Origin of the sequence: Methylobacterium organophilum (genome assembly GCF_022179465.1) — a bacterium.
Lineage (GTDB): Bacteria > Pseudomonadota > Alphaproteobacteria > Rhizobiales > Beijerinckiaceae > Methylobacterium > Methylobacterium organophilum.
Genome location: NZ_BPQV01000010.1, coordinates 118973 through 143859, shown reverse-complemented (window position 1 = coordinate 143859; position 24887 = coordinate 118973). Strand labels below are relative to the sequence as shown.

Sequence of the window (24887 nt, the reverse complement as noted above, 5' to 3'; positions counted from 1 at the left end):
GAGCGGGGTCAGTTCACGCCGGGGGCGCCGGGGGCGGCGCTCGCCTGGCGGCCGGGCAGCGGGGCCGGGCCGACGGAGACGCGGCCGGGGCCGGTCACCACGGCCTGCAGCAACTTCTTCGAGGCGCTGTTGACGACGGAAACCGTCGCGCCCAGACGGCCGCCCTCGTTGGCGATGCCGCGCAGGGAGAGCACCACGCCGGGCGTCTCGTAGACGATCGTGACGGCATCGCCCCGGGCGACGAGATCCGGCGGGGCGACGTCGCCCGAGCGCAGGATACTCCCGGCGGAGAGGCTGCGCTGCGCGACCTGGCCCGCCACCGGGGCGGCGATGCCCTGGGCATCGGCCGGCACGGCCTCGCGGGGGCGGCGCTCGATCGTGAGATCCTCGGCCGCGATCGTCTCGCCGCGGTTGAGGCTGCGCATCAGCACCGCCACCTCGCGGATCTCCAGAGCCTGGCCGGAGACGCGCAGGGAGGCCTGCCGCTCGCCGAGCACGATCAGGCCGGCGAGCCGGCGCGTGCGCGGATCGTAGGTCACGTCGAGGGCGTTGGCCTGCCCGTCGAGATCGACGGGGGCGAGCAGGACCGGGGTCTCGCCGTCGAGGCGCACGGCGATCGTCCGCGGGTCGAGGCCGAAGCCGGTCTCCAGGGCCCGCTTCAGAGCCGCCTCGATCTCCGGGCCGGTGACCCGGCGGGCGGCGCGCTGCACGCTGATCTGGGCCCGGCCACCGGTCTCGACCACGAGGCCGAGATGGGCCGCCGCCTCGACGATGCGCCGGGCCTGGATCGTGCCCGTGGCGCCCAGCGGCGGGGCACGGAACAGCGGCCGGCCGGCAATGTCGGCGGGCGCGCCCTCGACGAGCTCCCCGAGGCTGAGCACGTCGCCCGAGGCGGTGACGTCGCCGCGCAGGCGCGGCGCGGCGTCCTTTGCCGATTCCTTCGCCATGAGCGGCGCCGAAAGGACGGAGAGGGCGGCGAGCAGCACCACGAGGAGCAGCGCGCGCAGGATGGCGGACCGGCTCGGCGGCACCGCCTTCGGGAGGGACACGGTCCGGATCGGCTTGAGGTCGTACATCGCGCGCGCCCGCTTCAGCTGCGGAACATCTGGGAGGTGGTGGACAGCATCTGGTCGGCGGCGGTCACGACCTTCGAGTTCATCTCGTAGGCGCGCTGCGCGGCGATCAGAGACGAGATCTCGGTGACGGCGTTCACGTTCGCCTCTTCGAGATAGCTCTGCTGCAGGTTGCCGAAGCCCTCCGCGCCGGGGGAGCCGGTGATGGCGGGGCCCGAGGCCGCGGTCTCGATGAAGAGGTTGTCGCCGATGGATTCGAGGCCGACCTTGTTGACGAAGCGGGCGAGCTGGAACTGGCCGAGGGTGGCGGGGCCGGTCTGGCCCGGCAGCGTCGCCTGCACCGCGCCCGTGGCGCTGATCGTGACCGAGGTCGCGTTGTTCGGGACGGTGACGCCCGGATCGATCAGGTAGCCGTCGCGGGTGACGAGACGGCCCTGCGCGTCGAGATCGAAGGAGCCGTCGCGGCTATAGGCGGTGCGTCCGTCCGGCAGGGTGATGCGGAAGAAGCCCTCGCCGCGGATGGCGACGTCGTAGTCCTTCTCCGTGGAGGTCAGGGTCCCCTGCGACATCTGCCGGGCGGTCGAGGTGGTCTTCACGCCCGAGCCGAGGGCGAGACCCGCCGGCAGGATGGTGTTCTGGTCGGAGGTCGAGGAACCGGACCGGCGCAGGTTCTGGTAGAGCAGGTCCTGGAAGTGGACCTGCTGGCGCTTGTAGCCCGTGGTGCGCAGGTTCGCGATGTTGTTCGAGATGACCTGGACGTTGAGTTCCTGGGCCGCCATGCCCGTGGCGGCGGCGTAGAGGGCGCGCATCGGTCAGGCTCCTTGTCAGGCGACGTCGGCGAGGCGACGGATCGCCGTGCCGCGCAGGTCGTCGAGGCGCGAGATCGTGTTCGAGACCATCGCGTAGCTGCGGTTCACGTCCATGAGCCGGGTCATCTCGATGACCGGGCGCACGTTGGAGCGCTCCAGGGCGCCGGTCTCCAGGCGCCCCTCGAGCCCCGCCGGCTGCGGCTGGGCGGTGGAGGAATAGGTGTTGCCGCCTTCGTTCCGCAGGGCCTGCGGGTTGGGGAAGCGGACCATGCGCAGGCGCCCGCGCACCCCGAAATTCGTCGAGATCGTGCCGTCCGGCGCGATGGCGATGCCCGTCTCCTGCTGGCCGATGGCGATCGGGCCGTTGTCGCCCTGGACGATGTTGCCGTCCGAATTGACGAGGTTGCCCTTGGCGTCGATCTCCAGGGCGCCGTTGCGGGTGTAGCGGGTGCCGTCCTTGGTCTGCACGACCAGGAAGGCATCGCCCTTCACCGCCACGTGCAGCGGGTTGCCGTCCGGCTCGATCGGCCCCTGCGAGAGGTCAAGGGGCGTGCCAGTATCCATCACGTAAGAGACCCGGCGGTCGGGCATGGGGAAGCTGTCGGCCCGGGCGGTCGGGCTCAGGAATTCCTCGAAGCGGGCGCTGCGGGCCTTGAAGCCGGTGGTCGAGACGTTGGCCATGTTGTTAGCGATGACGTCGAGCTCGCGCGCCAGGGCGACCTGGGCGGAGGTTCCGACGAAGAGCGCGTTCTGCATGGGCGGCCTCGGACAAGGGACGTCGTTCGCGGACAGCACCGCAGGCAACGTGCCAGAGCGAGACATAAAATTTTACGCATTTATTTCATATATTTAGTCTAAAAATCCTTCGTTTTCCCGGGCCGGGCGCGATGGTCCATCGGCAGGTTCGACCCGGCAGAATCTGCCGCCTTAATCACACGTTAACCACGTTGGCCGATAAGGCGAAGGTCGCCCCTTGCCCGCTCGGGCAGGCGGGGCCGACATCGCTGGACGTGCGCGTAGGACCGGGACGCTCGGATCATGGCCAAGAAGCCGCAGAAGGCACCGGAGGCCGAAGGCGAAGCCGGCGAGGACGCCCCGAAGTCCAAGAAGAAACTCATCATCGGCGCGGTGGTCGGCCTGCTCCTCCTCGGAGGCGGCGGCTTCTTCATGATGAAGGGCCATGGCGGCGGGGAGGGCGGCGAGCACGGCGCCCATGCCGCCGTCGAGGAAAAGAAGCCGGCGGTCTTCCTCGACGTCCGCGACATGATCGTGAATCTGAGCCCGGAGCCGGGCCAGCAGAAGGGCGGCTTGCTCAAGCTCCGCGTCGCCCTCGAACTCAAGGACGCCAAGGTCGAGCAGGAGGTGTCGCCGCTGCTCCCGCGCGTCGAGGACGCCTTCCAGACCTACATGCGCGAATTGCGTCCGAGCGACCTCGCCGGGTCGGCCGGCCTCTATCGCCTGCGCGAGGAGCTGTTGCGGCGGGTGAACGTCGCGATCCACCCGGCCAAGGCCGAGGCGGTGCTCTTCAAGGACGTCGCGGTTCAGTAGGGGCGGGAGCGACCCATGGCCGGACCCGACGACGATCTCCAGTCCGGCGCCGCAGGCGGCGCGGACGAGGACGATTGGGCCGCTGCCCTGATGGAGCAGGGCGCGGGCGGCGATGCCTCGCTCGCCGAGGAATGGGGCGCCGCGCTCGCCGAGCAGGGCACCACCAACAACACGGGCGACGTCGCCGCCGAATGGGCGACGATGATCGAGGACGGGGAGACGGAGAACCTCCCCGAGCTCGCCGGCAACGACCGCATCCTCAACCAGGAGGAAATCGACGCGGTCCTGGGCTTCTCCCTGCGCGAGCTCTCCGCCTCCGGGGCGGGGGGCGTGCGCGCCATCGTCGATTCGGGCGTCGTCCAGTACGAACGCCTGCCGATGCTGGAGATCGTCTTCGACCGGATGATCCGGTTGCTGTCGACCTCCCTGCGCAACTTCTTCCAGGACAACGTCGAGGTGACCCTCGACAACATCACCTCGGTCCGGTTCGGCGACTACCTCAACGCGATCCCGCTCCCCACCCTGCTCGGGGTGTTCAAGGCGGATGCCTGGGAGAATTCCGGCCTCGTCGCCGTCGAGCAGACGCTCGCCTACTCGACCCTCGACCTGCTGCTCGGAGGCAAACGCGGCGGCGCCTCGACCCGCCTCGACGGCCGTCCCTTCACCTCGATCGAGATGACGCTGGTGCGCCGCCTCATCGAGATCATCCTCACCGACCTGGAGCAGTCCTTCCAGCCGCTCTCGCCGGTGCGCTTCGGCATCGACCGCATCGAGACGAACCCCCGCTTCGCCACCATCACCCGGCCGGCCAATGCGGCGATCCTGATCAGCCTCAAGCTCGACATGGACGGCCGCGGCGGCGGCCTGCAGATCCTGTTCCCCTACGCGACCATCGAGCCGATCCGCGATCTGCTCATGCAGAGCTTCATGGGCGAGAAGCTCGGGCGCGATCCGGTCTGGGAGGGGCACCTCGCCACCGAGCTCTGGCAGGCGGATGTCGAGATGGAGGCGGTGCTCCACGAGATGACGCTGCCCCTGAAGCGCGTGCTCAACCTCAAGGTCGGCGATACGCTGATGTTCGACAAGAAGCCGTCCGATCTGATCGCCGTGCGCTGCGGCGACTGGGCGCTCACCCAGGGACGGATCGGCCGGATCGACGACGCCATCGCCGTGCAGATCGCCCGGCCCCTGCGTCAGTCGCGCACCACGCTCCAGGCCTACGAGGCCTCCATGAACAACCGCAACGACGGGTGATGCGGCCGTGACGCTCTTCGTCTCTCTCGCCGCCGACATTCTCGTGGCGATCCTTCTCGTGGCGACGATCGCCACCTCGCTGAAGCTGTCGCGGCGCATCACCACCCTGAAGGCGGACGAGGCCGCCATGCGCCAGACCATCGGCGACCTCGTGGTCGCCTCGGCCACCGCCGAGCGGGCGATCACGGGCCTGCGCGCCACCCTCGACGACTGCGACCGCACCCTCGCGGAGCGCCTCGCCGCCGCCGAGCGCGGCTCGGCGGAGCTCGCCGCCCAGGTCCGGGCGGGGGAGCAGGTCGTGGCCCGCATCGGCGCGATCGTCGCCAATGCCCGCGCAGCCTCCGCGGCCGAGGCGGCGCCGGCCCGCGTGGTCGAGCCGATGCCCGAGGCCGCCGGCAATGGCGAGCGTCTCGGCGCGGCGCTCGCCGCCGCCCAGGCCCTGTCCGAGCGCGCCCTCGACCGGCTCCGGGCCAGGGCCGCATGAGCGCGCCGACGCGCCGCCCGATCCGCCCACTCGTGCGCCTGGCCAAGCTTCCGGCGCGCCCCCTGCAGCTGCGCCTCATCGATGCCGTGGCGCTGGCGGCCGGCGGGCTGCTCGTGCTGAAGCTCGCCGCCCTTCTCCAGGTGACCAGCGCACCGGCGCCCGGAGCGCCGCTGCCCGACTTCGCCCGGGCGCTCGCCAGCCCCCGCACCGGCTACGAGCCGCCGGATCCCGCCACCACCGGCTCGGTCGGGCATGGCAGCGCCCCGGAGAAGACGGAGGAGAAGCCCGCGGAACCGCCGGTCTACCAGCCGAAGGTGCCCGAACCGGTCTCCCCCAGCGAGAAGGTTCTCCTCGAGAAGCTCAGCGCCCGCCGCGACGCGCTCAAGCAGCGCTCCGACAGTCTCGACCTGCGCGAGCAGCTCCTCAACGAGGCCGAGAAGAAGCTCGAGACCGGTGTGGCCGACCTCAGGCAATCCGAAGACAAGATGGATGTCGGAGGCACGAAGAAACTCGAAGCGGAGCGCGTGGCCCTCAAGGGCATCGTCACGATGTACGAGACGATGAAGCCGAAGGACGCGGCGCGCGTCTTCGACCGGCTCCGCCTCGACGTCCTGGTGCCGATCGTGCTCGCCATGAACCCGCGCAAGATGGCCGAGGTGCTGGCCGTGATGCAGCCGGAACCGGCGGAGAAGCTGACGGTGGCGCTCGCCAACCGCGCCCGCGGCGTCGACGCACCGCAAACGGGCCAGACAGCCGCCGGTTTACCGCCGAACGAACTACCCGCGATTGATCCGACCGCAAATTCCCGCTGAAGTTGTATTTGCTCCGCTACGATCTCAATATGAGATAAATTGTGCGGTTCAAGAGATCGGTTGGTCTATCGATTCCCGCATGTGATGCTCTCGCCGAAGTTGTAATGCCGGCGTCCCATCCAAATGCAAAAAGACCAACTTAGAGGCTCCGAATACGCCGAATCTAAGCACGTGTCTTTCCAAACTTTTTACGAGCGGGGCCTAAAAGTGTCCCCGCGCTGGAAACTGTTTTGCGTACGGTGGCACATCGGGGAGGTGCCAGCCTGTCGTGCGCGGAGCTGGGTGTTCGGCAAATTCTAGTTGTGCGGGAACGAGGCCTGCGCCGACCATGCTCAACCGCGCCGTCACCGTTCTCACAGACAGGCTCGACCGCAGCCATGAGCTTGTCGAGGTGGCGAAGATGGTCGCCGATTGCCGCGTGGTCGGACTCGATGTCTCCTGGCCCCAAGAGCACTGCGCCGGCGTCATCGCCGATGTGACGCTGTCGCGTCCGCAGACGAGGAGCTGCCTGCGCGCCCTCGCCGCCAGCCGCCGGGGCAAGCCCCCGCTGCCCCTGATCTTCCTGACCCGCGGCAACGACCAGTCGCTTCTGCGCGAGGCACAGAGCCTCGGCGCCACGGCCTGCATGCCGGCCTATTCGGATCCCAAATCCGTCGTGAACGCGCTGGTCCACCAGATCAGCCCCGGCAAGACCATTGCCGACATCATCGTCACCCGGGAGGTCGCCCGCACCGGCTCGGTGATGACGGCGCTGTTCAAGGGGGCGGAGCGCGGCGCCGTCGCCATGGAGACGGTCGAGCGGGGCATCGACCCCGTCCTGACCGCGATCAAGGAGGGCGGTCTGGCCCGCTGGCTCGACGACGTCTGGGCGCATGACGACGTCACGTTCCAGCATTGCCTGCTCGTCTCGGGTCTGACCGCGACCTTCGCGTGCAATCTCGGCCTGTCGAAAGCCGACCAGCGGCTGCTGACGCGGGCGGCCCTCGTACACGACGTCGGCAAGTCGAAGATCCCCCTCGAGATCCTCAACAAACCGGGCAAGCTCGATGACGACGAACGGGCCGTGATGCAGACCCATGCCCCCCTCGGCTACGACATTCTCGCGGCCTCCGGCGATTGTGATCCCGTGACCCTCGCCGTCGCCCGCCACCATCACGAGCTTCTCGACGGGTCGGGCTATCCCGACAGCCTCAGCGGCAACGCGATCAGCGATCCGATCCGCCTCCTGACAATCTGCGACATCTACGCGGCCCTGATCGAGCGACGGCCCTACAAGAAGCCGCTGTCGTCCCCCGAAGCCATGCACATCCTCGAAAGCATGCGCGGCAAGATCGAGCAGAGCCTGGTGGTGGCGTTCGGAGAGGCCGTGGTCTCGCACGAACGGCTGGTCGCCTAACGCGCCGCGTCGAAGTCGAGGCCAGCCAGAAACCTCGCCGGAATGGAAGGCCTGCAGAGACGCGCTCGGGCGCGACCCCAAGACATGCACCGAGAGGCATGCACCGAGAGACATGCGCCGACAGGTTTTCGCGGCGCAGCACAATCTCGCACAGCATTGAATCGTGCGCGACAAGGCTCCGTCGAAGCTTTGCCGTTGCGTTACTCGTTAAAAATCCAAAAATTCCGCCGAACCCTTCTGCCGAGATCGGCGTTCCAAGGCGCAGAACCCTGGAAATCTTTCTCGGAGAACGGGTCCATGAAAAAGTATGCGATCGGATTGGCGGCTCTTCTGCTGAGCACCTCCGTGTACGCGCAGCAGCAGGGCGGTGCGGGTGCCGCGGCGGGGGCCTCGGGCAGGGCGACGTCCGAGGCGGGCGCGTCCCAGCGCGGCAGCGAAGCCGGCGGCAGGACCGGCGGACAAGCAGGCCTCGGCGCCGAGTCGCGTTCGGGCGGCCGTGCGGCCGGCGGCGAGGCTGGCGACCGGCAGACGGGCATGGGCCGCGAGGGCCGCGGCTCCTCCGCCGGGGATGCCCGGGGCAGCGAGGGTCGCAATGCCGGGCTGGACCGTGAGGGCCGCCACGGCGGGATGGGCGATAGGGATCGGCAGGCCGACCGCGCCGGTCGTGGCGAAGGCCGCGACTCGTTCCGCGGCGAGCAGCGGGACCGCTTCAGCGAGGATCGCCGCAGCGTCAGCACCAGCCGCTCCAGCCGCGTCGAGGGTGGTTTCCGCCGCGAAGGGCGTTTCGTCTTCATCGGCGGTCAGCGGGTGGTCTACGGATCGCCGGAATATCGCCGCCTCATCGTCGAGCACCGGCACGGCCCGCGGGTGCGCTACGTGACGATCCGCGGCCAGCGGGTGATCTACGGTTCGCCGGAATACCGCCGGCTGGTCGTGTCCGAGCGTTCGGGTGGCTCCCGCGAGCGCTACGTCACCATCCGCGGCCAGCGCGTGCTCTACGGCTCGCCGGAATATCGCCGCCTGACCACCGTCGAGAGCCGCACCACCGTGTCGGGCCGCGGCGGGGGTTACGAGCGAGCCAGCGTCGGCGTGTCGAGCCGCTCGGAATCCCGTGTCAGCGAGCGGGGCGGTTTCCGCCAGGATCGCTCCCATGCTGAGCGGAACACGACAACCGAGCGCGGCAGCCGCGAGTCGACCGAACGCGGCAGCGTGCGCGATGCCGGCATGAAGGGCGGCGAGGATCGCGGCAACATCCGCAACACCGGTGCCCGCGACGGGAGCGGTGCGGGCCTGCGCAACGCAGGTGAGCGGTCCGGCAGCGGTCGCATGGGCGGTGAGGCCGGCAGCGGCACGATGGGCCGCGGCGACACCACCGGCTCCACGAACTCCGCCGACGGCGGCAAGCAGGGCGGCAGCATGGGCGGCCGCGGCAACTGAAGTCGACACACAGCGAACCAAACCGAAGAGGGGCTCCAGGGCCCCTCTTTTTTCATGTCGCTCCGCGCCGGGTCACGCGGGATGCGCTTGGTCTTCGAAGAACATCGCCACCGTCGCACAGGCCGAGACGAAGCCCAGATCAGGCCGGCACATCGCTCACGGAACGGGGCTCGACCTTGGCCACCTGATTGCGCGCATGCCGGAACCGCGAGAGCGCCTGATAGGTCTTCAGCGGCGCCGACATCAGCGAACCCGAAGGTTGGCGTGCGGCAAGGCTTTGGGCGGCCCAGAACGAGAGAACGTCGTCGGCGAAGGTCCGCTTCGCTTCCGCGAGGCCGTCCTGCGGCAGCAGGACGAGGCGGGCTGTCGTTCGGTAGGGGCTCACCTCCTCGTCCCAGGATTGCGAGGCGTCCTCGATCGGCATCGTGTCGAGATCCAGGCCAAGCTGGACGCGGATCTCGAACACACCTCCCGTCCTGCAGGTCCGCGGCTCCGAGAGGTGGAGGCGGATGCCGGACGAGTCCCCGCGGGACAAACGAAAAGGGCCGGGCAATGGCCCGACCCTCTCCGTCTCGACGGTTTGGATGATTCAGCGGCCAGCGGCGCCGCCACCGCCGGCATCGGACCCGCTATTGCCCATGTTGCCGCCGGCATTGGCGCCGGCCGCGCCGCCCACCGAGGGATTCACACCGGTTCCGGTGCCCCGGCCGATCGAGCCCGTGGCGTCGCCGGTCGCCGATCCGGTCGTGCGTTCCATGCTCTTCTCGGAATTGCTCTTCACACTTCCGGGATTGTTCATGTTGCCGGTGGCGCTGCCGCCCCCGGCCGCCGTCTGAGCGAAGGCTACCCCCGAGAGCGACAAGGTCAGTGCGGCAGCAATCGCAATGGTTCCGTTACGCATATCTTCTCCATCCTTAGAGGTTTCCCCCAAACAACTCCAGGATTCAGAGATTGTTCATTCCTTCATTGCGACCTGTGACAAATATCATCGACGCTATACGCCTGCGCCATGCTTTGCCGCGTGAAGCGAGGGAGGGGAGGTTTGGCCCTCCCGCGCCGCCAGGGTCAGCGGGCCGCCGGAGCGGAGGTGGCGCCGTTGCTGTTGGTGCTCTTGGGATGGCCAACGGACCCGGTCGTATCCTGGCTCGGGTTTCCGGCCGGAGCGCCGGCGTGGGGAGCGCCCGTCCGCTCGAGGCCCTTTTCGGAATGGCTCTTCACGCTGCCGGGATTGTTCAGGTTGTGCTCGGTTCCCGCCGGGGCGGTCGTGCTCTGAGCGAGGGCGCTGCCCGTGAGGCCGAGGCTGAATGCGGCAGCGAGCGTCAGGATCGTGATGCGCATGGCGTGTCGTCCTCCTGTGTCGTGGACTTCGACAACCCCAGGCACGGTCGATAGTTCGGTCCGGGCGCTCCGGGCGCATTCAGAGGCCAGGCCTTCAAGAGCGCGCTGTCAGCGACGCTCCCGAACCGAGCGATCGCCGCGTCCGAGAACGGACTCGATCACGCTCCGGGTCGAAGGGCTGAGCCCGCGGTCGCCGCGCAGGCGACGGGGATCCGCCCGCTCCAAGCGCTCCACCTCCGGTGCGCAACGCCGGAGCAGGACCGCCGGCGAGGCCCGCGTCGGCCTTGCCCCCTCCCTCTCGAAGCGCAGGCAGGAGGCGAGGGCGTCTTTCAGATCGTCAAAGGGAGCCGCTTGAGCCGGCGAGGTGAGGGCCAGGGGAAGCAGAGCCGCGCAGACGAGCCTGAACCGTCCCGCCGGCAGGGTCCGCCCCTGGCGCGGCGAAGGGCAGCCTTCCTGAGAAGAAGCCACGACCGGCGGGACGGTCACGGCGCCTCGCGAATCACGCGCCGCGCTTCCTGAAGCAGAATCGTGTGGCGGATCGCCTCCGGCCCCTCGTTCGGCGTGTCCTGTCCCTCCTCGCGCACGCAGCGCAGGAACTTGCGCCGGTTGAACCCGAGGGGGCGCAGGCTGGCGACCAGGGCACGCAGCACCATGCGCACCGCCTCCTCGCGCTGTTGGGCGAGAGCAAGCTTGGCGCGCAGCGCCGCGACTTCGCCGGCCGGGTCCGGCCGGAGCATCGGCAAACCGGATCGTATCTCGCCCGCCACCTTGTCTCTCCCCATATTGGCCGCCGTCCATTGGCCTGCCACCGCGCGCTTGTCGAGCGCCGTCGGAGGCTGCCCTGCGACGGTTCGCCGGAAACCGGTCGGGTCGTCCGAAAGTCGGGAAGATGCGCCGCCACGCGAAGGGCCGAAGGCTGCTTCGCCAGCAACCTCACGCCGTTCATCGGAAGAACGGCAGCAGGGAGTCAGTATATCTTGGATGATTGGTGGGCGCACTAGGGTTCGAACCTAGGACCCGCTGATTAAGAGTCAGCTGCTCTACCAACTGAGCTATGCGCCCATCGCCTTTTCGGCGATGCCGGGGTGGCCACCAGTCCGCCCCGGAACGAGGCGGCTGATACCAATGCCGGCGGGGGCTGTCCACCCCCGCCGGCATGATTTTCGTCGGCTATTCGGCCGCCGCATGCTGGGCATGCAGGCGGACGCTGGTGGCCGACAGCTTGTTGAGCGCCGAGAGATAGGCCTTGGCCGAGGCGACCAGGGTGTCCGGATCGGCACCGCGGGCGGTCATGGAGCGCTCGCCTGCCTTCAGGCGCACGGAGACCTCGGCCTGGGCGTCGGTGCCCTCGGTGACGGCGTGGACCTGATAGAGCTCGAGCTTGGCCTCGTGGGGCACCAGCGCGTGGATGGCGTTGAACACCGCGTCGACCGGCCCGTTGCCGTCGGCCTCCTCGGTGAAGAAGCGGCCGTCCATCTCGATCTTCAGGGTGGCGCGCTGCGGGCCGCGGGTTCCGGCGATCACCGAGAGCGAGACCAGACGGATGCGGTCGTGGGCGGTGGCGAGATTCTCGTCCACCAGCGCCTCGATATCCTCGTCGTAGACGTGCTTCTTGCGGTCGGCCAACGCCTTGAAGCGCTCGAACACGTCCTGGAACTGGTTCTCGGCGAGGTTCAAGCCCAGCTCCGTCAGCTTGGTGCGGAAGGCGGCCCGGCCCGAATGCTTGCCCATCACCAGAGAGGTCTTGGTGAGCCCGACCGAGGCCGGGGTCATGATCTCGTAGGTCTCGGAATGCTTGAGCATGCCGTCCTGATGGATGCCGCTCTCGTGGGCGAAGGCGTTCCGGCCGACGATGGCCTTGTTGTACTGCACCGGGAAATTCGTCGCGTGGGAGACGAGCTTCGAGGCGCGGGTCAGCATCGTGGTGTCGATGCCGGTCTCGAAGGGCATCACGTCCGCGCGGGTGCGGATCGCCATCACGATCTCTTCCAGGGCCGCGTTGCCCGCCCGCTCGCCGATGCCGTTGATGGTGCACTCGACCTGCCGGGCGCCGCCCTCGACGCCGGCCAGGGAGTTGGCGATCGCGAGGCCGAGGTCGTTGTGGCAATGGACCGAGAACACGGCCTTGTCCGCGTTCGGCACGCGCTCGCGCACCTGCCGGAACATGGCGCGATACTCGTCCGGCGTGGCGTAGCCCACCGTATCGGGCAGATTGATGGTGGTGGCACCGCATGTGATCGCCGCCTCGACGCAGCGGCACAGGTAGTCGATGTCCGTGCGGGTCGCGTCCATGGCCGACCATTCCACGTCCTCGACGAGGTCGCGGGCCTGGGTCACGGTCTTGTGGATGATCTCGATCACCTCGTCCTGCGTCTTGCGCATCTGGTGGGCGAGGTGGATCGCCGAGGTCGAGACAAAGGTGTGGATGCGGCCGCGCTGGGCCTGCCGCACGGCCTCGCCGGCGCGGGCGATGTCGGCGGGGATGGCGCGGGCCAAGCCCGCCACGGTGGCGCGCTTGGTGCGCCGGGCGATCTCGGCCACGGCCTCGAAATCGCCGTTCGAGGCGATGGGGAAGCCGGCCTCAATGATGTCGACGCCCATCGTGTCGAGCAGCTCGGCCACGGCCAGCTTCTCGTCGAGGGTCATGGTGGCGCCCGGGCATTGCTCGCCGTCGCGCAGCGTCGTGTCGAAGATGACGACGCGGTCCTTGGTGGTGCTCATAACTCTCGTCTTCCTTCTCACGGCGCGCTCGACGGTCACGGAGCGGCGCCGAACCCTTGGGATCGGTGGCTGCGAGACGACATCCCCTGAGAGCCCAGGCACATGCCCGGACGGCCCTCAGGGGCGGCTAAGGAGAAGGCGGGCGAGGGTCAGAGGCGCGCACGCGGACGCGACCGCGAAAGCGGCGCCTCCCGTCGTCAGCGCTGAGCCGGCACAGGCCACGGCTCGTCCTCTTCTCGTCGGGCCGCCAAGCGCGGACCCGGATTCGGGGATTTATCTACCGACGCGCCCTGCCTGTGACAAGTCGGCGACGATCGATTGACCGGCCCGGGCCGCCGGGCGCAGAACGCCGCCGGAGACAAGCTTCGCCGTTTGTCCCGATCACCGCTCCAACGCGCTGGGAAAACCGCCGTGCCGCCATTCCGCCCGGGCCTTCTCGCCGTCCTGCTCGCCGTGCCGCTCTGTGCCTGCCAGTCCAGCGCACCGCCGCCCGCGCCCATCGCCGCCGCGATGCCGGCGGTGCCCCCGCTTCCGCCGGAGGGGAGCGGCTGCGCGCCCACCATCGCCCGCACCAAGGCGATCGTCGCCAGCGACCTCGCCACCGGCAATCTGAACGATCCGGTCGCCAAGCGCTTCGATGCCGATCTCGACGCCGCCGCCGCGGCCTGCGCCGCCGGCCGCTCGGCGGAGGCCCTGCACCTGCACGCCGCCGCCAAGGCCCGCTACGGCTACCGGTAGATCGAGCGCACGCTTCGCTTGTCGGTTGTGCTCCCCTGTCGTTATGGGGAGACCATGACCGAGGACGCCGCGACCGCCCTCCCGCCCGCGGGACACGACGCTCCGTGAACGACGCCCTTGCCTTCCTGGCCGGGGGCGGCGAGGCCGCACGGCTGATCCGCGAGCGCGACTGGACCGATCATCCCCTCGGGTCGCCCGAATCCTGGCCCGAGGGCCTGCGCGTCGCGCTCTCCCTGGTCCTCAACTCGCCGGAGAGCATGATCCTGGCCTGGGGCCCGGAGCTGCACTTCTTCTTCAACGACACCTACATCCCACTGCTCGGGCCGCGGATCTCCTGGGCCATGGGCGAGCGCTTCGACCGCGTCTGGGCCGATGGCTGGGACCAGGCCAAGCCGATCATCGACGAGGCCTTCGCCGGGCGCAGCCGGCGCTTCGTCGACCTGCCCTGGAAGCTCGACACCGATCGCGGCGCCGCCGACACCTGGTGGACCTTCTCCTATTCCCGCATCCTCGATGCCGCGGGCGCCATTGCCGGCCTGTTCATCTTCACCAACGAGACGACGGCCCGGGTGCTCGGCGATGCGGCCCTGCGCGAGAGCGAGGAGCGCCTGCGCCTCGTCGTGGAAGGCGCGAAGGACCACGCCATCCTGACCACCGATCCCGGCGGCATCATCACGAGCTGGTCCGCCGGGGCGCTGGAGGCCTTCGGCTGGCGCGCGGAGGAGGCGATCGGCCAGCCCTGCGCCATCCTGTTCACGCCGGAGGATCGGGCGAAGGGCGCCGACGTGCGCGAGCTCGCCACCGCCGCCCGGGACGGGAAGGCGGATGCGGCGCGCTGGTATGTCACGAAGTCCGGCGCGCAGGTCTACGTGACGGGCTCGGTCCATCCGCTGCCGCAGGACGCGCAGGGCCGCGAGCGCGGCTTCATCAAGGTCGCCCGCAACGAGACCGAGCGTCAGCAGGCGGAACGCCGTCTGCTCAAGGAGGTCGAGCGCCAGCGTCTCAGCCTGCAGCAGATGCCGGGCTTTGCGGCCCTGCTCGCCGGCCCCGACCACGTCTTCGACTACGTCAACGACGCCTATCTCGCCGTCGCCGGGCAGCGCGACTTCATCGGCCGCTCCGTGCGCGCGGTCTTCCCCGAGCTCGAGGGGCAGGGCTTCTTCGAGCTGCTCGACCAGGTCTATGCCAGCGGCGAGCGCTACACGGCCCGGGGCATGCCGGTCAGCCTCAGCGGCGACGCGTCCCCGCGCTACATCGACCTGCTCTACGAGCCGATCCGCGACGATGCGGGCGACGTGATCGGCATCTTCGTCGGCGGCTACGACATCACGGAAGCCATGCGCGTCGCCTCGGCACTGGCCGACAGCGAGGCGCGCTACCGCACGCTGTTCAATTCGATCGACCAGGGCTTCTGCATCATCGAATTCCTCGACGGCCCGCATGGGCCGCTGAGCGACTACGTGCATGTCGAGGCGAACCCCGCCTATGCCGCCCATGCCGGCATCAGCGACGTGGTCGGCCAGAAAGTACGGGAGATGGTGCCCGACGAGGCCGGCGGCTGGGTCGAGCTCTACGGCAAGGTGTTGCGCACCGGCGAGCCGATCCGCTTCGAGCGGGAGCTCGTCGCCACCGGCCGGCACCTGGAGCTCTCCGCCTTCCGGGTCGAGCCGGAGAGCCGGCGGCAGGTTGCCGTGCTGTTCCAGGACGTGACCGCCCGCAAGCGGGCGGAGACCGAGCTGCACCAGCTCAACGACAATCTGGAGCGGCGCGTCACGGAGGCGCTCGCCGAGCGCAAGCTCTTCGCCGACCTCGTGGAAGGCACGGATGCCTTCGTGCAGGTGGTCGCCCCCGATTACCGCTGGCTCGCAGTCAACAAGGCCGCGGCGGACGCGTTCGAGGAGATCTACGGGGTTCGGCCGAGCGCCGGCCTGTCGATGCTCGACCTTCTCGCCGACCTGCCGGAGCATCGAGACGCCGTGGAGGCGGTCTGGAGCCGCGCGCTCGCGGGCGAGGAATTCACGGAGATCGCCAGCTTCGGCGATCCGAACCGCGAGCGGCGCCATTACGAGATGAAGTTCAGCGTGCTGCGCGAGCCCGACGGCACGCTACTCGCCGCCTACCAGTTCGTCCACGACGTGACCGAGCGGATCCGGGAGCAGGAACGGCTCCGGCAGGCCGAGGAGGCCCTGCGCCAGTCGCAGAAGATGGAGGCGGTGGGCCAGCTCACCGGCGGCATCGCCCACGACTTCAACAACCTGCTCGCCGGCATCTCCGGAAGCCTGGATCTGATGCAGACCCGCGTCAGCCAAGGCCGGCTCAAGGACATCGACCGCTACATGACGGCGGCGCAGGGCGCGGCCAAGCGGGCGGCGGCGCTGACGCATCGGCTGCTGGCTTTCTCCCGCCGCCAGACCCTCGACCCGAAACCCACCGACGTGAACCGGCTGGTGGCCAGCATGGAGGACCTGATCCGGCGCAGCGTCGGCCCGGGCATCACGGTCGAGGTGGTCGGCGCGCCGGGTCTCTGGGCGGTGCTGGTCGATCCGCCGCAGCTCGAGAACGCCCTGCTCAACCTCTGCATCAACGCCCGGGACGCCATGCCGGAGGGCGGGCGCATCACCATCGAGACCGCCAACCGCTGGCTCGACGACCGGGCCTCCCGAGAGCGCGACCTGCCCACCGGGCAGTATCTCTCGCTCTGCGTCTCCGACAGCGGCACCGGCATGGCGCCGGAGGTGATCGCCAAGGCCTTCGACCCGTTCTTCACCACGAAGCCCCTCGGGCAGGGCACCGGCCTGGGCCTGAGCATGGTCCACGGCTTCGTGCGCCAGTCCGGCGGCCAGGTGCGGATCTATTCCGAGCTCGGGCAGGGCACCACGGTCTGCCTCTACCTGCCCCGCCATTACGGCGAGGTCGGCGCCGAGGACGGGATCCCGCATCTCTCCGACGCGCCGCGGGCCCAGCAGGGCGAGGCGGTGCTCGTCATCGACGACGAGCCGACCGTGCGCATGCTCGTCACCGAAGTGCTGGAGGATCTCGGCTACACGGCCATCGAGGCGGCGGATGGCCCCTCCGGGCTGAAGGTGCTGCAATCCGATCTGCGGATCGACCTGCTCATCACCGATGTCGGGCTGCCCGGCGGAATGAACGGCCGGCAGGTCGCCGACGCCGCCCGGGTGACGCGGCCGGAGCTGAAGGTGCTCTTCATCACCGGCTATGCGGAGAACGCCGCCGTGGGCAACGGCCATCTGGAACCCGGCATGCAGGTCATGACGAAGCCCTTCGTCATGGAGGCCCTGGCCGCCCGGATCCGCGAGATGATCGAGGGCGCCTGACAAAAGGGCGCCCGCGAAGCAGGCGCCCTTCCGTGTCGAAGCTGCGGCGGCGTCAGTGCCGCGGCAGGGTCTGCAGCGCCCTGAGGAAGACGTCGACGTCGTCCCGGTTGTTGTAGAAGGCGAGCGAGGCGCGCACCGACTGATCGACGCCGAAGCGGCGCAGGGCCGGCAGGGCGCAGTGATGGCCCGAGCGCACCGCGATGCCGTGGGCGTCGAGGTGATGGGCGATGGTCTCGTTCTCGAGCCCGTCGATCACGAAGGACATCACGCTCGCCTTGTTCCGGGCGGTGCCGATGAGGCGCAGGCCCTTGATCTCGGCGAGGCCGGCCTGCGCGTATTCGAGCAGATCGTGCTCGTAGGCCGCGATGCCGGGAAGGCCGACGCTCTCCAGGTAGTCGAGGGCCGCGCCCAGGCCGACCGCCCCGGCGATGTCCGGCGTGCCCGCCTCGAACTTCTCCGGAGCGCCCTTGTAGACGGTCTTGGAGAAGGTCACGTCCTCGATCATGTGGCCGCCGCCCTGCCAGGGCGGCATCGCCTCGAGTAGGTGCTTCTTGCCGTAGAGCGCACCGATGCCCGTCGGCCCGAACACCTTGTGGCCGGAGAAGACCACGAAGTCGGCATCCAACGCCTGCACGTCGATCGGGATATGCGGGGTGGACTGCGCGGCATCGACCAGAACCGGCACGCCATAGGCATGGGCCAGGGCGATGATCTCCCGGACCGGGTTCACCGTGCCGAGCGCGTTGGCGACATGCGTCACCGAGACGATCTTGGTGCGGCCCGAGAGAAGCGCGGCGAACTGCTCGAAGATGATGTCGCCGTTGTCGTCCACCGGGATCACCCGGATCGTCGCGCCGGTCGCCTGGGCCAGGAGCTGCCAGGGCACGATGTTGGCGTGGTGCTCGATCGTCGAGACGATGATCTCGTCCCCCGGGCCGATATGGGCCCGCCCGTAGGAATTGGCGACGAGGTTGATGCCTTCCGTCGTGCCGCGCACGAAGACGATGTCGTCCTTGCTCGGGGCGTTGAGGAAGCGGCGGGTCTTCTCGCGGCCGCCCTCGAACAGGTCCGTGGAGCGCGCGGCGAGCGTATGCGCGGCCCGGTGGATGTTCGAGTTGTGGCGGCCGTAGAACTCGCTCGTGGCGTCGATGACCGATTGCGGCTTGTGAGTCGTGGCCGCGTTGTCGAGCCAGACGAGGCGATGGCCGTTCACGCTCTGGTGGAGCGCCGGGAAGTCCTTGCGGACATGCTCGACGTCGAAGGGCGCGGCGACCGGGCTGGACCCGTGCGAGGTCACCCGCGGAGCAGGGCCGGCATGGCGGGAGGGTTCGACCCGCGGCTGGGCCGCGGCTTTCTTGCCCCGGGTCGGTGCCGAGGCCGGGCTCAGGAAGTAGTAATCGCCCGTGCCCGCGGGCTCCGGCGCGCGCGAGAGGCGGCCGGTGCGCGCGAAGCTCTCCTGCGCCTCGTCCTTGCCGGCCCTCGCGGGGTCGAGAGGGACGAGATGAGGCGCCAGCGCATGGGCGAAGCCGTTGGCGCGGGGATGGTCGGCCGCGATCTGGCGGTGCAGGTCGGGACCGCCCGGGAGCCCGGCCGCGACCTCCGGCAGGCTCGGCACGAAGAACTCGGGCAGCCGCGGCTGGCCCGGAAAGGGATGCACCGGCGGGATCGCCGAGACGTCGAGCAGGTTCGCGCCCGCCGGGGCCGGGGTGGCGCCGATGGGATTGGCGTAGGACGGCCCGGTCAGGCCCGGCAGGCCGACCGGCGGCGCACCGAAGGAGCGGGCCGCCTGCGCCGAGGCGTCGGGCTGGTAGCCCGCCGGCAGGGCACCCGAGGGGGCAGAGGGCGTGCCGAGATTGGCGCCGGGCAGCGCAGGCTGCCCGGATCCGGTGGGGAGGCTCTCCAGGCCCTGCGGGGCCTGGGGCGTCTGCGGCAGGTGGGGCTGGAACGGCGCGCTCGCCGCTTGACCCTGGCCGTAGATCTCGCGGGCGAGACGCCCGACGAGATCCGCATGAGCGAGGTCGCCAGCGCTGCCTGTGGGAAGGCCGATCGCCGGCGCCTCAGGCGTAGTCATGGTAGTTTCCCAGCAGCACGTTATCGAGGCGGGCGATGGCGTCCTCGACCAGAACCGCGGCCGAGAAGTAGCGGGTCACCAGATGCGAGGCGATGGAGTGGTCGTTGGTGCCCGCGTAGCGCACCGACAGGCCGGGCTCGATCTCGCCGGTGACGCCGGTCTTCTGGAGGCCGACCACGCCCTGCTCGCCCTCGCCGACGCGCAGCAGCAGGATCGAGGTGGTCTGGGCGCCGGTGACCGGATCGATGTCGATCGGCAGCTTATCGCTCGGCACCAGCGGCACGCCGCGCCAGGTGATGAAGGGCGCGCCGAACAGGTGGACGACGACCGGCGGCACGCCGCGGCGGGTGGCCTCGCGGCCGAAGGCGGCGATGGCGCGGGGATGGGCCACGAAGAAGGCGGGCTTCTTCCAGACCAAGGTCAGCAGCTCGTCGAGATCGTCCGGGGTCGGCGGGCCCGAGCGGGTCGGGATGCGCTGGCGGCCGGAGACCTCGTTCAGGAGGCCGAACTCGGAATTGTTCAGGAGCTCCCACTCCTCCCGCTCCTTCACGGCGTCGACCGTGAGGCGGATCTGCTCGCGGAGCTGGTCGATCTCGTTGGAGTAGAGATCGGTCACGCGGGTATGGGTGTTGAGGATCGTCTGGATCGTCGAGAGGTGATACTCGCGCGGATCGGTCTCGTAGTCGACGAAGGTGGTCGGCAGGCGCGGCTCGCCGGCATGGACCGCCAGAAGCTCGATGCCCTGTTCGCCGTGGGAGTTGGTGTGCCCCTTCAGGCGATCACGCTCCTCGCGATACTGGCCGATGCGCGAACGGATGCCCTCCTCCTCGATCGCGGCGCGGTCGAGGGTGAGCAGCGTCACCGCCGAGAGCGCCTTCACGGCCGGGGCCGGGCCGGTCTCGCCGAGGAGATCGGCGTCGCCGAAATAGTCGCCGCGGGTGGCGAGCCCCTGGCGCAGGCGACCCTTGTAGGGGCCCGACAGGGTCAGCTCGACGGTGCCGTCGGCCACCACCACGAGGCTGCGGCCCGTGGAGCCCTCCTCGGCGATGGTCTCGCCGGCCTTGTGCTTGCTCTCGGTGAACTTGCCGGCCAGCGCGGCGAGATCGGCATCGCCCAGGCGGCTGAACAGCGGCACGGCGCGGAGCGAGCCGGGACGGATGGCGCGGCCCTTGTCCTCGGTGGCGAGATCGACGCGGCCGGGCTTGGCCAGCACCACGGCCCGACGGTTGACGCGGTACACACCGCCAGCGACATCCACGAAGGGCAGGAGCCGCAGGAGCCAGCGCGGCGTATTGGCCGCGTTCTGGACCGACGTAACGGTCGCAGTCGCTAGATTGCGCGCGGCGGAGGCGCTCACGCTCAGGCCGGGTCCACTCATCTGTCGTCGTCTCCCTTTAGATCTCGATTCGTCATCATGGCCGGCACGCATGCGGAAACCCTCGACACGGCGACATGCCCGTATCGGAGCCGCGCTCTATTGCGAGCGCGTCCGGCCTGAACTTGTGAATGCTTTTTCTCCGAGGCCGCGACTTGTGTCGGCTTCGCGAGGTGATGGGAAGCTAGGCCCGTCCCTCAACATGGGTCAATAGGAACTTTTTTCTTATTGCAGCGGATTTGTAAAAAATCCTCCTGCGTTGCCGGCCAATGGAGGTATTTGTTTCTACTGATTATTATCGAAGTAGAATTACATTCTAAATTACGCAGCTCGCGCAGAGAACTTGGTATGGAATTCTCATTCCGGCGCGCGGAAGCGCGCAGCAAGCCTGCCGCCGGTGGTCGCCGAACGGCGGCGTGCCCTTTCCGGAACGATCGCGGCCCAAAGCGCCACGACGCCGCCGGTAGCCCGGTTCATACGGGACAGCTCAGATGCCCTCGCCGTAACCGACGAAGGACTGGTCCATGGTCTGGGCCGGTTCCTCGTCCTTCGACAAGCGCGAGACCACGCGCGCCGGCACGCCCGCCACGGTGGTGTGGGCGGGGACCTCGTGGAGGACCACCGCGGCGGCGGCGACCTTCGCCCCCTCGCCGACGCGGATGTTGCCGAGCACCTTGGCTCCGACACTCAGGAGCACGCCGCGCTCGATCTTGGGATGGCGGTCGCCGCTCTCCTTGCCGTTGCCCCCCAGCGTGACCGATTGCAGAATCGAGACGTCGTCGGCCACCACCGTGGTCTCGCCGATCACGACGCCGGTGGCGTGGTCGATGAACACGCCCGAGCCGATCCGGGCCGCCGGATGGATGTCGCAACCGAACACTTCGGAGATGCGGCTCTGGACGTGCAGGGCGAGGGTCGCCCGGCCCTGATGCCAGAGCCAGTGCGCCACGCGGTAGGCTTCGAGGGCGGCGAAGCCCTTATAGAACAGGAAGGGGTCGAGATAGCGTCGGCAGGTCGGATCTCGTTCGCGGATCGCCACCAGGTCGCGGACGGCCCGGGCGGAGGCTTGCGGATCCGCCTCGAAGGCCGAGAGGCAGAGGTCGCGCATCGAGAGGCGGGAGAGGTCGCCATCTCCGAGGCGGTGGGCCAAACGATAGGCGAGGGCGCCGGAGAGGCTGCGCTGGTCAAGCACCGTCGCCTGGACGAGACCCGCATAGAGCGGCTCCTCGATCAGGGCCGCCTCGGCCTCCGACCGCAATTCCTGCCAGACATCGGCCTCCGCCGTGCTGTGATGCGTCGCCCGGAGGGGCCGGGGCAGGATTCCGGCTCCGCCCTCGAAACCTGTGGCGGCGGGCTTGGCGGCGGCCATGGGTTCGTCCGCCCTCAATTCACGCGGCGGAAGACGGTCGGCAGGTATTCCTGCAGCGTCTCGTGCCCGTCGAACTTCACGTCGACGGTCGGCGCGCGGCCATAACCCGTCCGGATGCCGACCACCCGCCCCTTGGCGTTGCGCCAGATCCCAAGGGTCTCCGCCAGGTCGAGCCGCGCGAACACCACCGCGTCGCCGGGTTTCATGCCGTGTCCCGTCACCGTGTTCTCCCGATGATTCTCGCCGATCTCCGATGCCCTGCCTGGGGTGCCGGAGGAGGAAGGAAGTCTTTTCCAAGTCCGTTCTTCGTGAGGGAAGACTTCCATCGTGCCGTGTCCCTACCCTAGCAAAATTTTCGCTAAGTCCTTGTTATAGCTGCATATTTATGGAGGACACGGCGCTTTGCAAGCCTTGTTTCGCCGGGCTCGGCGCGCTACCCCGCTGGGACACCGCCGGACCGGACACCCCGCGCCGACGGACGGGACGGACGCCATGACGCGCAGGATCATCGACGAGAAACTCTCCGTGGGAGGCCAACCGAGCCTCGCGGAGATTGCGGCTCTGGGCGGTGAGGGCGTCACGCTCCTCATCAACAACCGGCCGGACGGGGAGACGCCGGGCCAGCCCGGTGGCGCGGCGGAACGGGCGGCCGCGGAAGGGGCGGGGCTCGCCTATCTCGATCTGCCGGTGACCCGCGAGACGATCACCCGCGCGGCGATCGAGCGCTTCCACGCGGCGGTGACCGGCGCCCCCGGCCCGGTCTTCGCCCATTGCGCCGGGGGCACCCGCTCGCTCACGCTCTGGGTGCTGGGCGAAGTGCTGGCCGGCAAGCTGCGCCGCGAGGACATCCCGGCCTATGCCGCGCGGCATGGCTACGACCTTTCCGGCGCCCTGCGCTGGCTGGAGGCGAACGACGCGGCGGGCGCCCCCCGATGAGCGCCTATCTCCCCGCCCTCGCCGGCGGCGCCCTGATCGGCCTCGCGGTGACGATGCTGCTTCTTCTCAACGGTCGGATCGCCGGCATCAGCGGGATCGTGGCGGGACTCGGGGAAGATCGGGGAGAGCGCCGGCTCACCGACATCGCCTTCGTGGCCGGCCTCGTGGCAGGGCCGCCGGTCTTCGCTCTCCTGACCGGCGCCTGGCCGCAGATGCGCTTCGTCGCCTCGCTCCCGGTGCTGGCACTCGCCGGCCTGCTCGTCGGCTTCGGCACCCGCCTCGGCTCGGGCTGCACCAGCGGCCACGGCGTCGCCGGGCTCGCCCGGCTCTCGCCCCGCTCCTTCGCCGCGGTCCTCACCTTCCTCGCGAGCGGCATGCTGACGGTCGCGCTGCTTCGGATCCTCTCTCCATGAACGCGGCCCTGCGCCTCGCCTCGGCGCTTGCCGCCGGCCTCGTCTTCGGCCTCGGCCTGTCTCTGTCGGGCATGCTCGATCCCACCCGGGTCCGCGGCTTCCTCGACGTGACCGGGGCCTGGGACCCGACCCTGATCTTCGTGCTGGCCGGCGCGGTCATCGTCGCGACGCTCGGCTACCGCCTGTCGCGCCTTCTGACGCGCCCGGCCTTCGACGAAAGCTTCCAGATTCCGACCAACCGGCGCATCGACCTCCGGCTGATCGCGGGCTCCGCCGTGTTCGGCATCGGCTGGGGGCTGTCCGGCTTCTGCCCCGGCCCGGCGGTCGCCGCCCTGGCAAGCGCCGCCCTGCCACCGGCGGTCTTCACCCTGGCCATGGCCGTCGGCATGGCCGGGTACCACTTCCTCGCGCGTAGGCCGGGCGGGGCATCGACCACAGGTCGAACCGCCACCTGAGCCGCTACGGCCAAGCTCGGCATCCGATGCAGGGCAGGTTCCCGCTCCGGGCAGGGCAAGCAGTCATTCCACAGGGAAAGCCGGCTACGAACCAACACCCCAGAATACTTGCCCGCAAGGTTTGAGACTTTCAGGCACAGCTCGGGCGGCGCATTTCGCAAATAATCAATACATCGACACGGGACCGACCACGGGCCTGACAATATTACGCGCCAACGCGCAGGGAACCCGACCGAAAATCCCTGTCGCATTTTGGCCGCCTTCAGCCTCGATTGCACCGCCCGCCAAAACAACAAGGGAATGCAATCGTAAATGAAGGTTGTCAGCTGGACCGTTGCCGCCCTCCTCGGAACCTCGTTCACCGTCGGCGCAATGACGTCGACCGCGCAGGCTCGCGGTGGCAACGCCTCCTGGTACGCGAGCGGTCACCGCACCGCGAGCGGGGAGCGTTTCAATCCGAATGGCCTCACCGCCGCACACAGGACGCTGCCGTTCGGCACGCGGGTGCGGGTCACCAACCGCGCCAACGGGCGCTCTGTCGTGGTGACGATCAACGATCGCGGGCCGTTCGTGCGCGGCCGGGTGATCGATCTCGCCCGCGGCTCGGCCCGGGCCATCGGAATGAGCGGGACCAGCTACGTCTCCCTCAACGTGATGCATTGATGCGGCAGAGGCCGGCGGGATCGCCCGCCGGCCCGCCCTGCGCTTCCGGCGGTATGCACTTCCGGCCGGCATGCCCTAGTCTCTCGCCCAGGCCGCGTGGCGCGGCGCGTGGAGAGGCGTGACGATGGCGAAGCCGCTGGTGGTCGAAATCCCGCACGAGATCGGGCGAGCCGAGGCCCGCCGCCGGATCGAGGGCGGCATGGAGAAGGCCCGCGCCTTCCTCACCAAGAGCGGCATCACCATCAAGACCCTGGAATGGGTCGGGGACCGGCTCGACTATTCGGTCTCGACGCTGGGCCAGAGCGTCGACGGCTCCGTCGACGTACAGGACGACCGGGTGCGCCTGGAGGCCCGCCTGCCGATGCTGCTCGCGCTCTTCGCCGAGAAGGTCCAGGATTTCGTGGGCAAGGAAGGCACCAAGCTCCTGACCAAGAAGTAGCTCCCCGGCTGCGGGGACGCCGCTTCGGCGAAGCGCGTCCCGGCCGGAACCGCCTCCGCCGCCGGCTGTTCAACTTCGACGCTGACGTATCGAGACGCGTTTGGAGTTCCTGCTCATGGCGAATCCGGGCCCCATCCCCGAACAGCCCGTTCCGGCGCAACCCGTCCCCGACACGCCCTACGAGCCGCCGCAGGTCCCGCCGCCATCGGAGGCGCCCGAGA

Annotated in this window: 25 protein-coding genes and 1 tRNA gene; 13 read left to right on the top strand and 13 right to left on the bottom strand. The window is 69.3% G+C overall.

Annotated elements, in window-relative coordinates; translation table 11 throughout:
• Positions 1-8 precede the first annotated feature (8 nt).
• From flgA to flgF, 3 genes are read right to left on the bottom strand one after another with little or no spacing between them, the layout of a single operon-like run.
• The gene (flgA, locus tag MFF21_RS16930; protein WP_238312464.1) at positions 9-1076 is read right to left on the bottom strand and encodes a flagellar basal body P-ring formation chaperone FlgA; all 1068 of its coding nucleotides are present in this window, start codon (positions 1074-1076) and stop codon (positions 9-11) included.
• Between the two features lie 14 nt (positions 1077-1090).
• On the bottom strand, positions 1091-1882 hold the full coding sequence (gene flgG, locus MFF21_RS16925; RefSeq protein ID WP_238312463.1) for a flagellar basal-body rod protein FlgG: 792 nt from the start codon (positions 1880-1882) through the stop codon (positions 1091-1093).
• A 15-nt stretch (positions 1883-1897) separates the two neighbouring features.
• The gene (gene flgF, locus MFF21_RS16920; protein WP_238312462.1) at positions 1898-2638 is read right to left on the bottom strand and encodes a flagellar basal-body rod protein FlgF; all 741 of its coding nucleotides are present in this window, start codon (positions 2636-2638) and stop codon (positions 1898-1900) included.
• A gap of 282 nt (positions 2639-2920) precedes the next feature.
• Here flgF and fliL point away from each other — a divergent pair, with 282 nt between their 5' ends.
• The 6 genes from fliL to MFF21_RS16890 all read left to right on the top strand — a co-directional run bounded on the left by fliL (position 2921) and on the right by MFF21_RS16890 (position 8813).
• Positions 2921-3430: a flagellar basal body-associated protein FliL gene (gene fliL, locus MFF21_RS16915; RefSeq protein WP_238312461.1), complete on the top strand. Its 510-nt coding sequence runs from the start codon at positions 2921-2923 to the stop codon at positions 3428-3430.
• Positions 3431-3445: 15 nt separating this feature from the next.
• Positions 3446-4684 (top strand): flagellar motor switch protein FliM, encoded by a 1239-nt coding sequence (gene fliM / locus MFF21_RS16910; RefSeq protein ID WP_238312460.1) that lies wholly within the window; start codon positions 3446-3448, stop codon positions 4682-4684.
• Positions 4685-4691: 7 nt separating this feature from the next.
• A complete protein-coding gene (locus MFF21_RS16905; RefSeq protein ID WP_238312459.1) occupies positions 4692-5168 on the top strand; it encodes a DUF6468 domain-containing protein in 477 nt (158 codons plus the stop codon).
• On the top strand, positions 5165-5980 hold the full coding sequence (locus MFF21_RS16900; protein WP_238312458.1) for a MotE family protein: 816 nt from the start codon (positions 5165-5167) through the stop codon (positions 5978-5980). Before MFF21_RS16905 ends, MFF21_RS16900 begins: the two co-directional genes overlap by 4 nt.
• A 328-nt stretch (positions 5981-6308) precedes the next feature.
• Positions 6309-7376 (top strand): HD-GYP domain-containing protein, encoded by a 1068-nt coding sequence (locus MFF21_RS16895; protein ID WP_238312457.1) that lies wholly within the window; start codon positions 6309-6311, stop codon positions 7374-7376.
• A 297-nt stretch (positions 7377-7673) separates the two neighbouring features.
• Positions 7674-8813 (top strand): hypothetical protein, encoded by a 1140-nt coding sequence (locus tag MFF21_RS16890; RefSeq protein ID WP_238312456.1) that lies wholly within the window; start codon positions 7674-7676, stop codon positions 8811-8813.
• A 139-nt stretch (positions 8814-8952) separates the two neighbouring features.
• Here MFF21_RS16890 and MFF21_RS16885 read toward each other — a convergent pair whose 3' ends face one another.
• The 6 genes from MFF21_RS16885 to MFF21_RS16860 all read right to left on the bottom strand — a co-directional run bounded on the left by MFF21_RS16885 (position 8953) and on the right by MFF21_RS16860 (position 12872).
• Positions 8953-9279, bottom strand: coding sequence for a catalase family protein (locus MFF21_RS16885; RefSeq protein WP_238312455.1), 327 nt, complete (start codon positions 9277-9279; stop codon positions 8953-8955).
• A 123-nt stretch (positions 9280-9402) separates the two neighbouring features.
• Positions 9403-9714: a hypothetical protein gene (locus MFF21_RS16880; protein ID WP_238312454.1), complete on the bottom strand. Its 312-nt coding sequence runs from the start codon at positions 9712-9714 to the stop codon at positions 9403-9405.
• A 164-nt stretch (positions 9715-9878) separates the two neighbouring features.
• The gene (locus MFF21_RS16875) at positions 9879-10151 is read right to left on the bottom strand and encodes a hypothetical protein (RefSeq protein WP_238312453.1); all 273 of its coding nucleotides are present in this window, start codon (positions 10149-10151) and stop codon (positions 9879-9881) included.
• A 482-nt stretch (positions 10152-10633) separates the two neighbouring features.
• Positions 10634-10888, bottom strand: coding sequence for a hypothetical protein (locus MFF21_RS16870; RefSeq protein WP_238312452.1), 255 nt, complete (start codon positions 10886-10888; stop codon positions 10634-10636).
• Between the two features lie 249 nt (positions 10889-11137).
• Positions 11138-11213 (bottom strand) — tRNA-Lys (locus tag MFF21_RS16865).
• A 108-nt stretch (positions 11214-11321) separates the two neighbouring features.
• Positions 11322-12872, bottom strand: a complete 1551-nt coding sequence (locus MFF21_RS16860) for a 2-isopropylmalate synthase (RefSeq protein ID WP_238312451.1) — start codon at positions 12870-12872, stop codon at positions 11322-11324.
• Positions 12873-13283: 411 nt separating this feature from the next.
• Here MFF21_RS16860 and MFF21_RS16855 point away from each other — a divergent pair, with 411 nt between their 5' ends.
• The gene (locus MFF21_RS16855) at positions 13284-13610 is read left to right on the top strand and encodes a hypothetical protein (RefSeq protein WP_238312450.1); all 327 of its coding nucleotides are present in this window, start codon (positions 13284-13286) and stop codon (positions 13608-13610) included.
• A 104-nt stretch (positions 13611-13714) separates the two neighbouring features.
• Positions 13715-16945, top strand: a complete 3231-nt coding sequence (locus MFF21_RS16850) for a PAS domain-containing protein (RefSeq protein ID WP_238312449.1) — start codon at positions 13715-13717, stop codon at positions 16943-16945.
• 52 nt (positions 16946-16997) lie between these two features.
• Here the strand turns inward: MFF21_RS16850 and MFF21_RS16845 are convergent, their stop codons facing one another.
• The 4 genes from MFF21_RS16845 to MFF21_RS16825 all read right to left on the bottom strand — a co-directional run bounded on the left by MFF21_RS16845 (position 16998) and on the right by MFF21_RS16825 (position 21966).
• On the bottom strand, positions 16998-19016 hold the full coding sequence (locus MFF21_RS16845) for a family 2A encapsulin nanocompartment cargo protein cysteine desulfurase (RefSeq protein ID WP_238312448.1): 2019 nt from the start codon (positions 19014-19016) through the stop codon (positions 16998-17000).
• On the bottom strand, positions 19003-20394 hold the full coding sequence (locus tag MFF21_RS24000; protein WP_276518033.1) for a family 2B encapsulin nanocompartment shell protein: 1392 nt from the start codon (positions 20392-20394) through the stop codon (positions 19003-19005). Before MFF21_RS24000 ends, MFF21_RS16845 begins: the two co-directional genes overlap by 14 nt.
• 484 nt (positions 20395-20878) lie before the next feature.
• Positions 20879-21760, bottom strand: a complete 882-nt coding sequence (cysE, locus tag MFF21_RS16830; RefSeq protein ID WP_238312447.1) for a serine O-acetyltransferase — start codon at positions 21758-21760, stop codon at positions 20879-20881.
• Between the two features lie 14 nt (positions 21761-21774).
• Positions 21775-21966: a hypothetical protein gene (locus tag MFF21_RS16825; RefSeq protein ID WP_238312543.1), complete on the bottom strand. Its 192-nt coding sequence runs from the start codon at positions 21964-21966 to the stop codon at positions 21775-21777.
• A gap of 286 nt (positions 21967-22252) precedes the next feature.
• Between MFF21_RS16825 and MFF21_RS16820 the strand changes: the two genes are divergently transcribed.
• From MFF21_RS16820 to MFF21_RS16800, 5 genes are all read left to right on the top strand, one after another.
• Positions 22253-22696 carry a protein tyrosine phosphatase family protein gene (locus tag MFF21_RS16820; protein WP_238312446.1) on the top strand — a complete coding sequence of 148 codons (444 nt, stop codon included), beginning with the start codon at positions 22253-22255 and terminating at the stop codon, positions 22694-22696.
• Entirely contained in the window at positions 22693-23109 is a 417-nt protein-coding gene (locus tag MFF21_RS16815) for a YeeE/YedE family protein (protein WP_238312445.1), read from the top strand. The genes MFF21_RS16820 and MFF21_RS16815 overlap by 4 nt, the downstream gene beginning before the upstream one ends.
• Positions 23106-23564: a DUF6691 family protein gene (locus MFF21_RS16810; protein ID WP_238312444.1), complete on the top strand. Its 459-nt coding sequence runs from the start codon at positions 23106-23108 to the stop codon at positions 23562-23564. Before MFF21_RS16815 ends, MFF21_RS16810 begins: the two co-directional genes overlap by 4 nt.
• A gap of 312 nt (positions 23565-23876) precedes the next feature.
• Positions 23877-24227 (top strand): septal ring lytic transglycosylase RlpA family protein, encoded by a 351-nt coding sequence (locus tag MFF21_RS16805; protein WP_238312443.1) that lies wholly within the window; start codon positions 23877-23879, stop codon positions 24225-24227.
• A gap of 124 nt (positions 24228-24351) precedes the next feature.
• Positions 24352-24666, top strand: a complete 315-nt coding sequence (locus tag MFF21_RS16800) for a polyhydroxyalkanoic acid system family protein (protein WP_238312442.1) — start codon at positions 24352-24354, stop codon at positions 24664-24666.
• Positions 24667-24887: the final 221 nt, after the last annotated feature.

What these genes read in the sequence shown, in the direction of transcription:
- MFF21_RS16825 (WP_238312543.1), bottom strand. Translation starts at nt 21,966, where the DNA reads ATGAAACCCGGCGACGCGGTGGTGTTCGCGCGGCTCGACCTGGCGGAG.
- MFF21_RS16890 (WP_238312456.1), top strand. Translation starts at nt 7,674, where the DNA reads ATGAAAAAGTATGCGATCGGATTGGCGGCTCTTCTGCTGAGCACCTCC.
- fliM (WP_238312460.1), top strand. Translation starts at nt 3,446, where the DNA reads ATGGCCGGACCCGACGACGATCTCCAGTCCGGCGCCGCAGGCGGCGCG.
- fliL (WP_238312461.1), top strand. Translation starts at nt 2,921, where the DNA reads ATGGCCAAGAAGCCGCAGAAGGCACCGGAGGCCGAAGGCGAAGCCGGC.
- MFF21_RS16815 (WP_238312445.1), top strand. Translation starts at nt 22,693, where the DNA reads ATGAGCGCCTATCTCCCCGCCCTCGCCGGCGGCGCCCTGATCGGCCTC.
- MFF21_RS16875 (WP_238312453.1), bottom strand. Translation starts at nt 10,151, where the DNA reads ATGCGCATCACGATCCTGACGCTCGCTGCCGCATTCAGCCTCGGCCTC.
- MFF21_RS16800 (WP_238312442.1), top strand. Translation starts at nt 24,352, where the DNA reads ATGGCGAAGCCGCTGGTGGTCGAAATCCCGCACGAGATCGGGCGAGCC.
- MFF21_RS16895 (WP_238312457.1), top strand. Translation starts at nt 6,309, where the DNA reads ATGCTCAACCGCGCCGTCACCGTTCTCACAGACAGGCTCGACCGCAGC.
- flgG (WP_238312463.1), bottom strand. Translation starts at nt 1,882, where the DNA reads ATGCGCGCCCTCTACGCCGCCGCCACGGGCATGGCGGCCCAGGAACTC.
- MFF21_RS16900 (WP_238312458.1), top strand. Translation starts at nt 5,165, where the DNA reads ATGAGCGCGCCGACGCGCCGCCCGATCCGCCCACTCGTGCGCCTGGCC.
- MFF21_RS16880 (WP_238312454.1), bottom strand. Translation starts at nt 9,714, where the DNA reads ATGCGTAACGGAACCATTGCGATTGCTGCCGCACTGACCTTGTCGCTC.
- MFF21_RS16870 (WP_238312452.1), bottom strand. Translation starts at nt 10,888, where the DNA reads ATGCTCCGGCCGGACCCGGCCGGCGAAGTCGCGGCGCTGCGCGCCAAG.
- MFF21_RS16820 (WP_238312446.1), top strand. Translation starts at nt 22,253, where the DNA reads ATGACGCGCAGGATCATCGACGAGAAACTCTCCGTGGGAGGCCAACCG.
- cysE (WP_238312447.1), bottom strand. Translation starts at nt 21,760, where the DNA reads ATGGCCGCCGCCAAGCCCGCCGCCACAGGTTTCGAGGGCGGAGCCGGA.
- MFF21_RS16845 (WP_238312448.1), bottom strand. Translation starts at nt 19,016, where the DNA reads ATGACTACGCCTGAGGCGCCGGCGATCGGCCTTCCCACAGGCAGCGCT.
- flgA (WP_238312464.1), bottom strand. Translation starts at nt 1,076, where the DNA reads ATGTACGACCTCAAGCCGATCCGGACCGTGTCCCTCCCGAAGGCGGTG.
- MFF21_RS24000 (WP_276518033.1), bottom strand. Translation starts at nt 20,394, where the DNA reads ATGAGTGGACCCGGCCTGAGCGTGAGCGCCTCCGCCGCGCGCAATCTA.
- MFF21_RS16810 (WP_238312444.1), top strand. Translation starts at nt 23,106, where the DNA reads ATGAACGCGGCCCTGCGCCTCGCCTCGGCGCTTGCCGCCGGCCTCGTC.
- flgF (WP_238312462.1), bottom strand. Translation starts at nt 2,638, where the DNA reads ATGCAGAACGCGCTCTTCGTCGGAACCTCCGCCCAGGTCGCCCTGGCG.
- MFF21_RS16805 (WP_238312443.1), top strand. Translation starts at nt 23,877, where the DNA reads ATGAAGGTTGTCAGCTGGACCGTTGCCGCCCTCCTCGGAACCTCGTTC.
- MFF21_RS16860 (WP_238312451.1), bottom strand. Translation starts at nt 12,872, where the DNA reads ATGAGCACCACCAAGGACCGCGTCGTCATCTTCGACACGACGCTGCGC.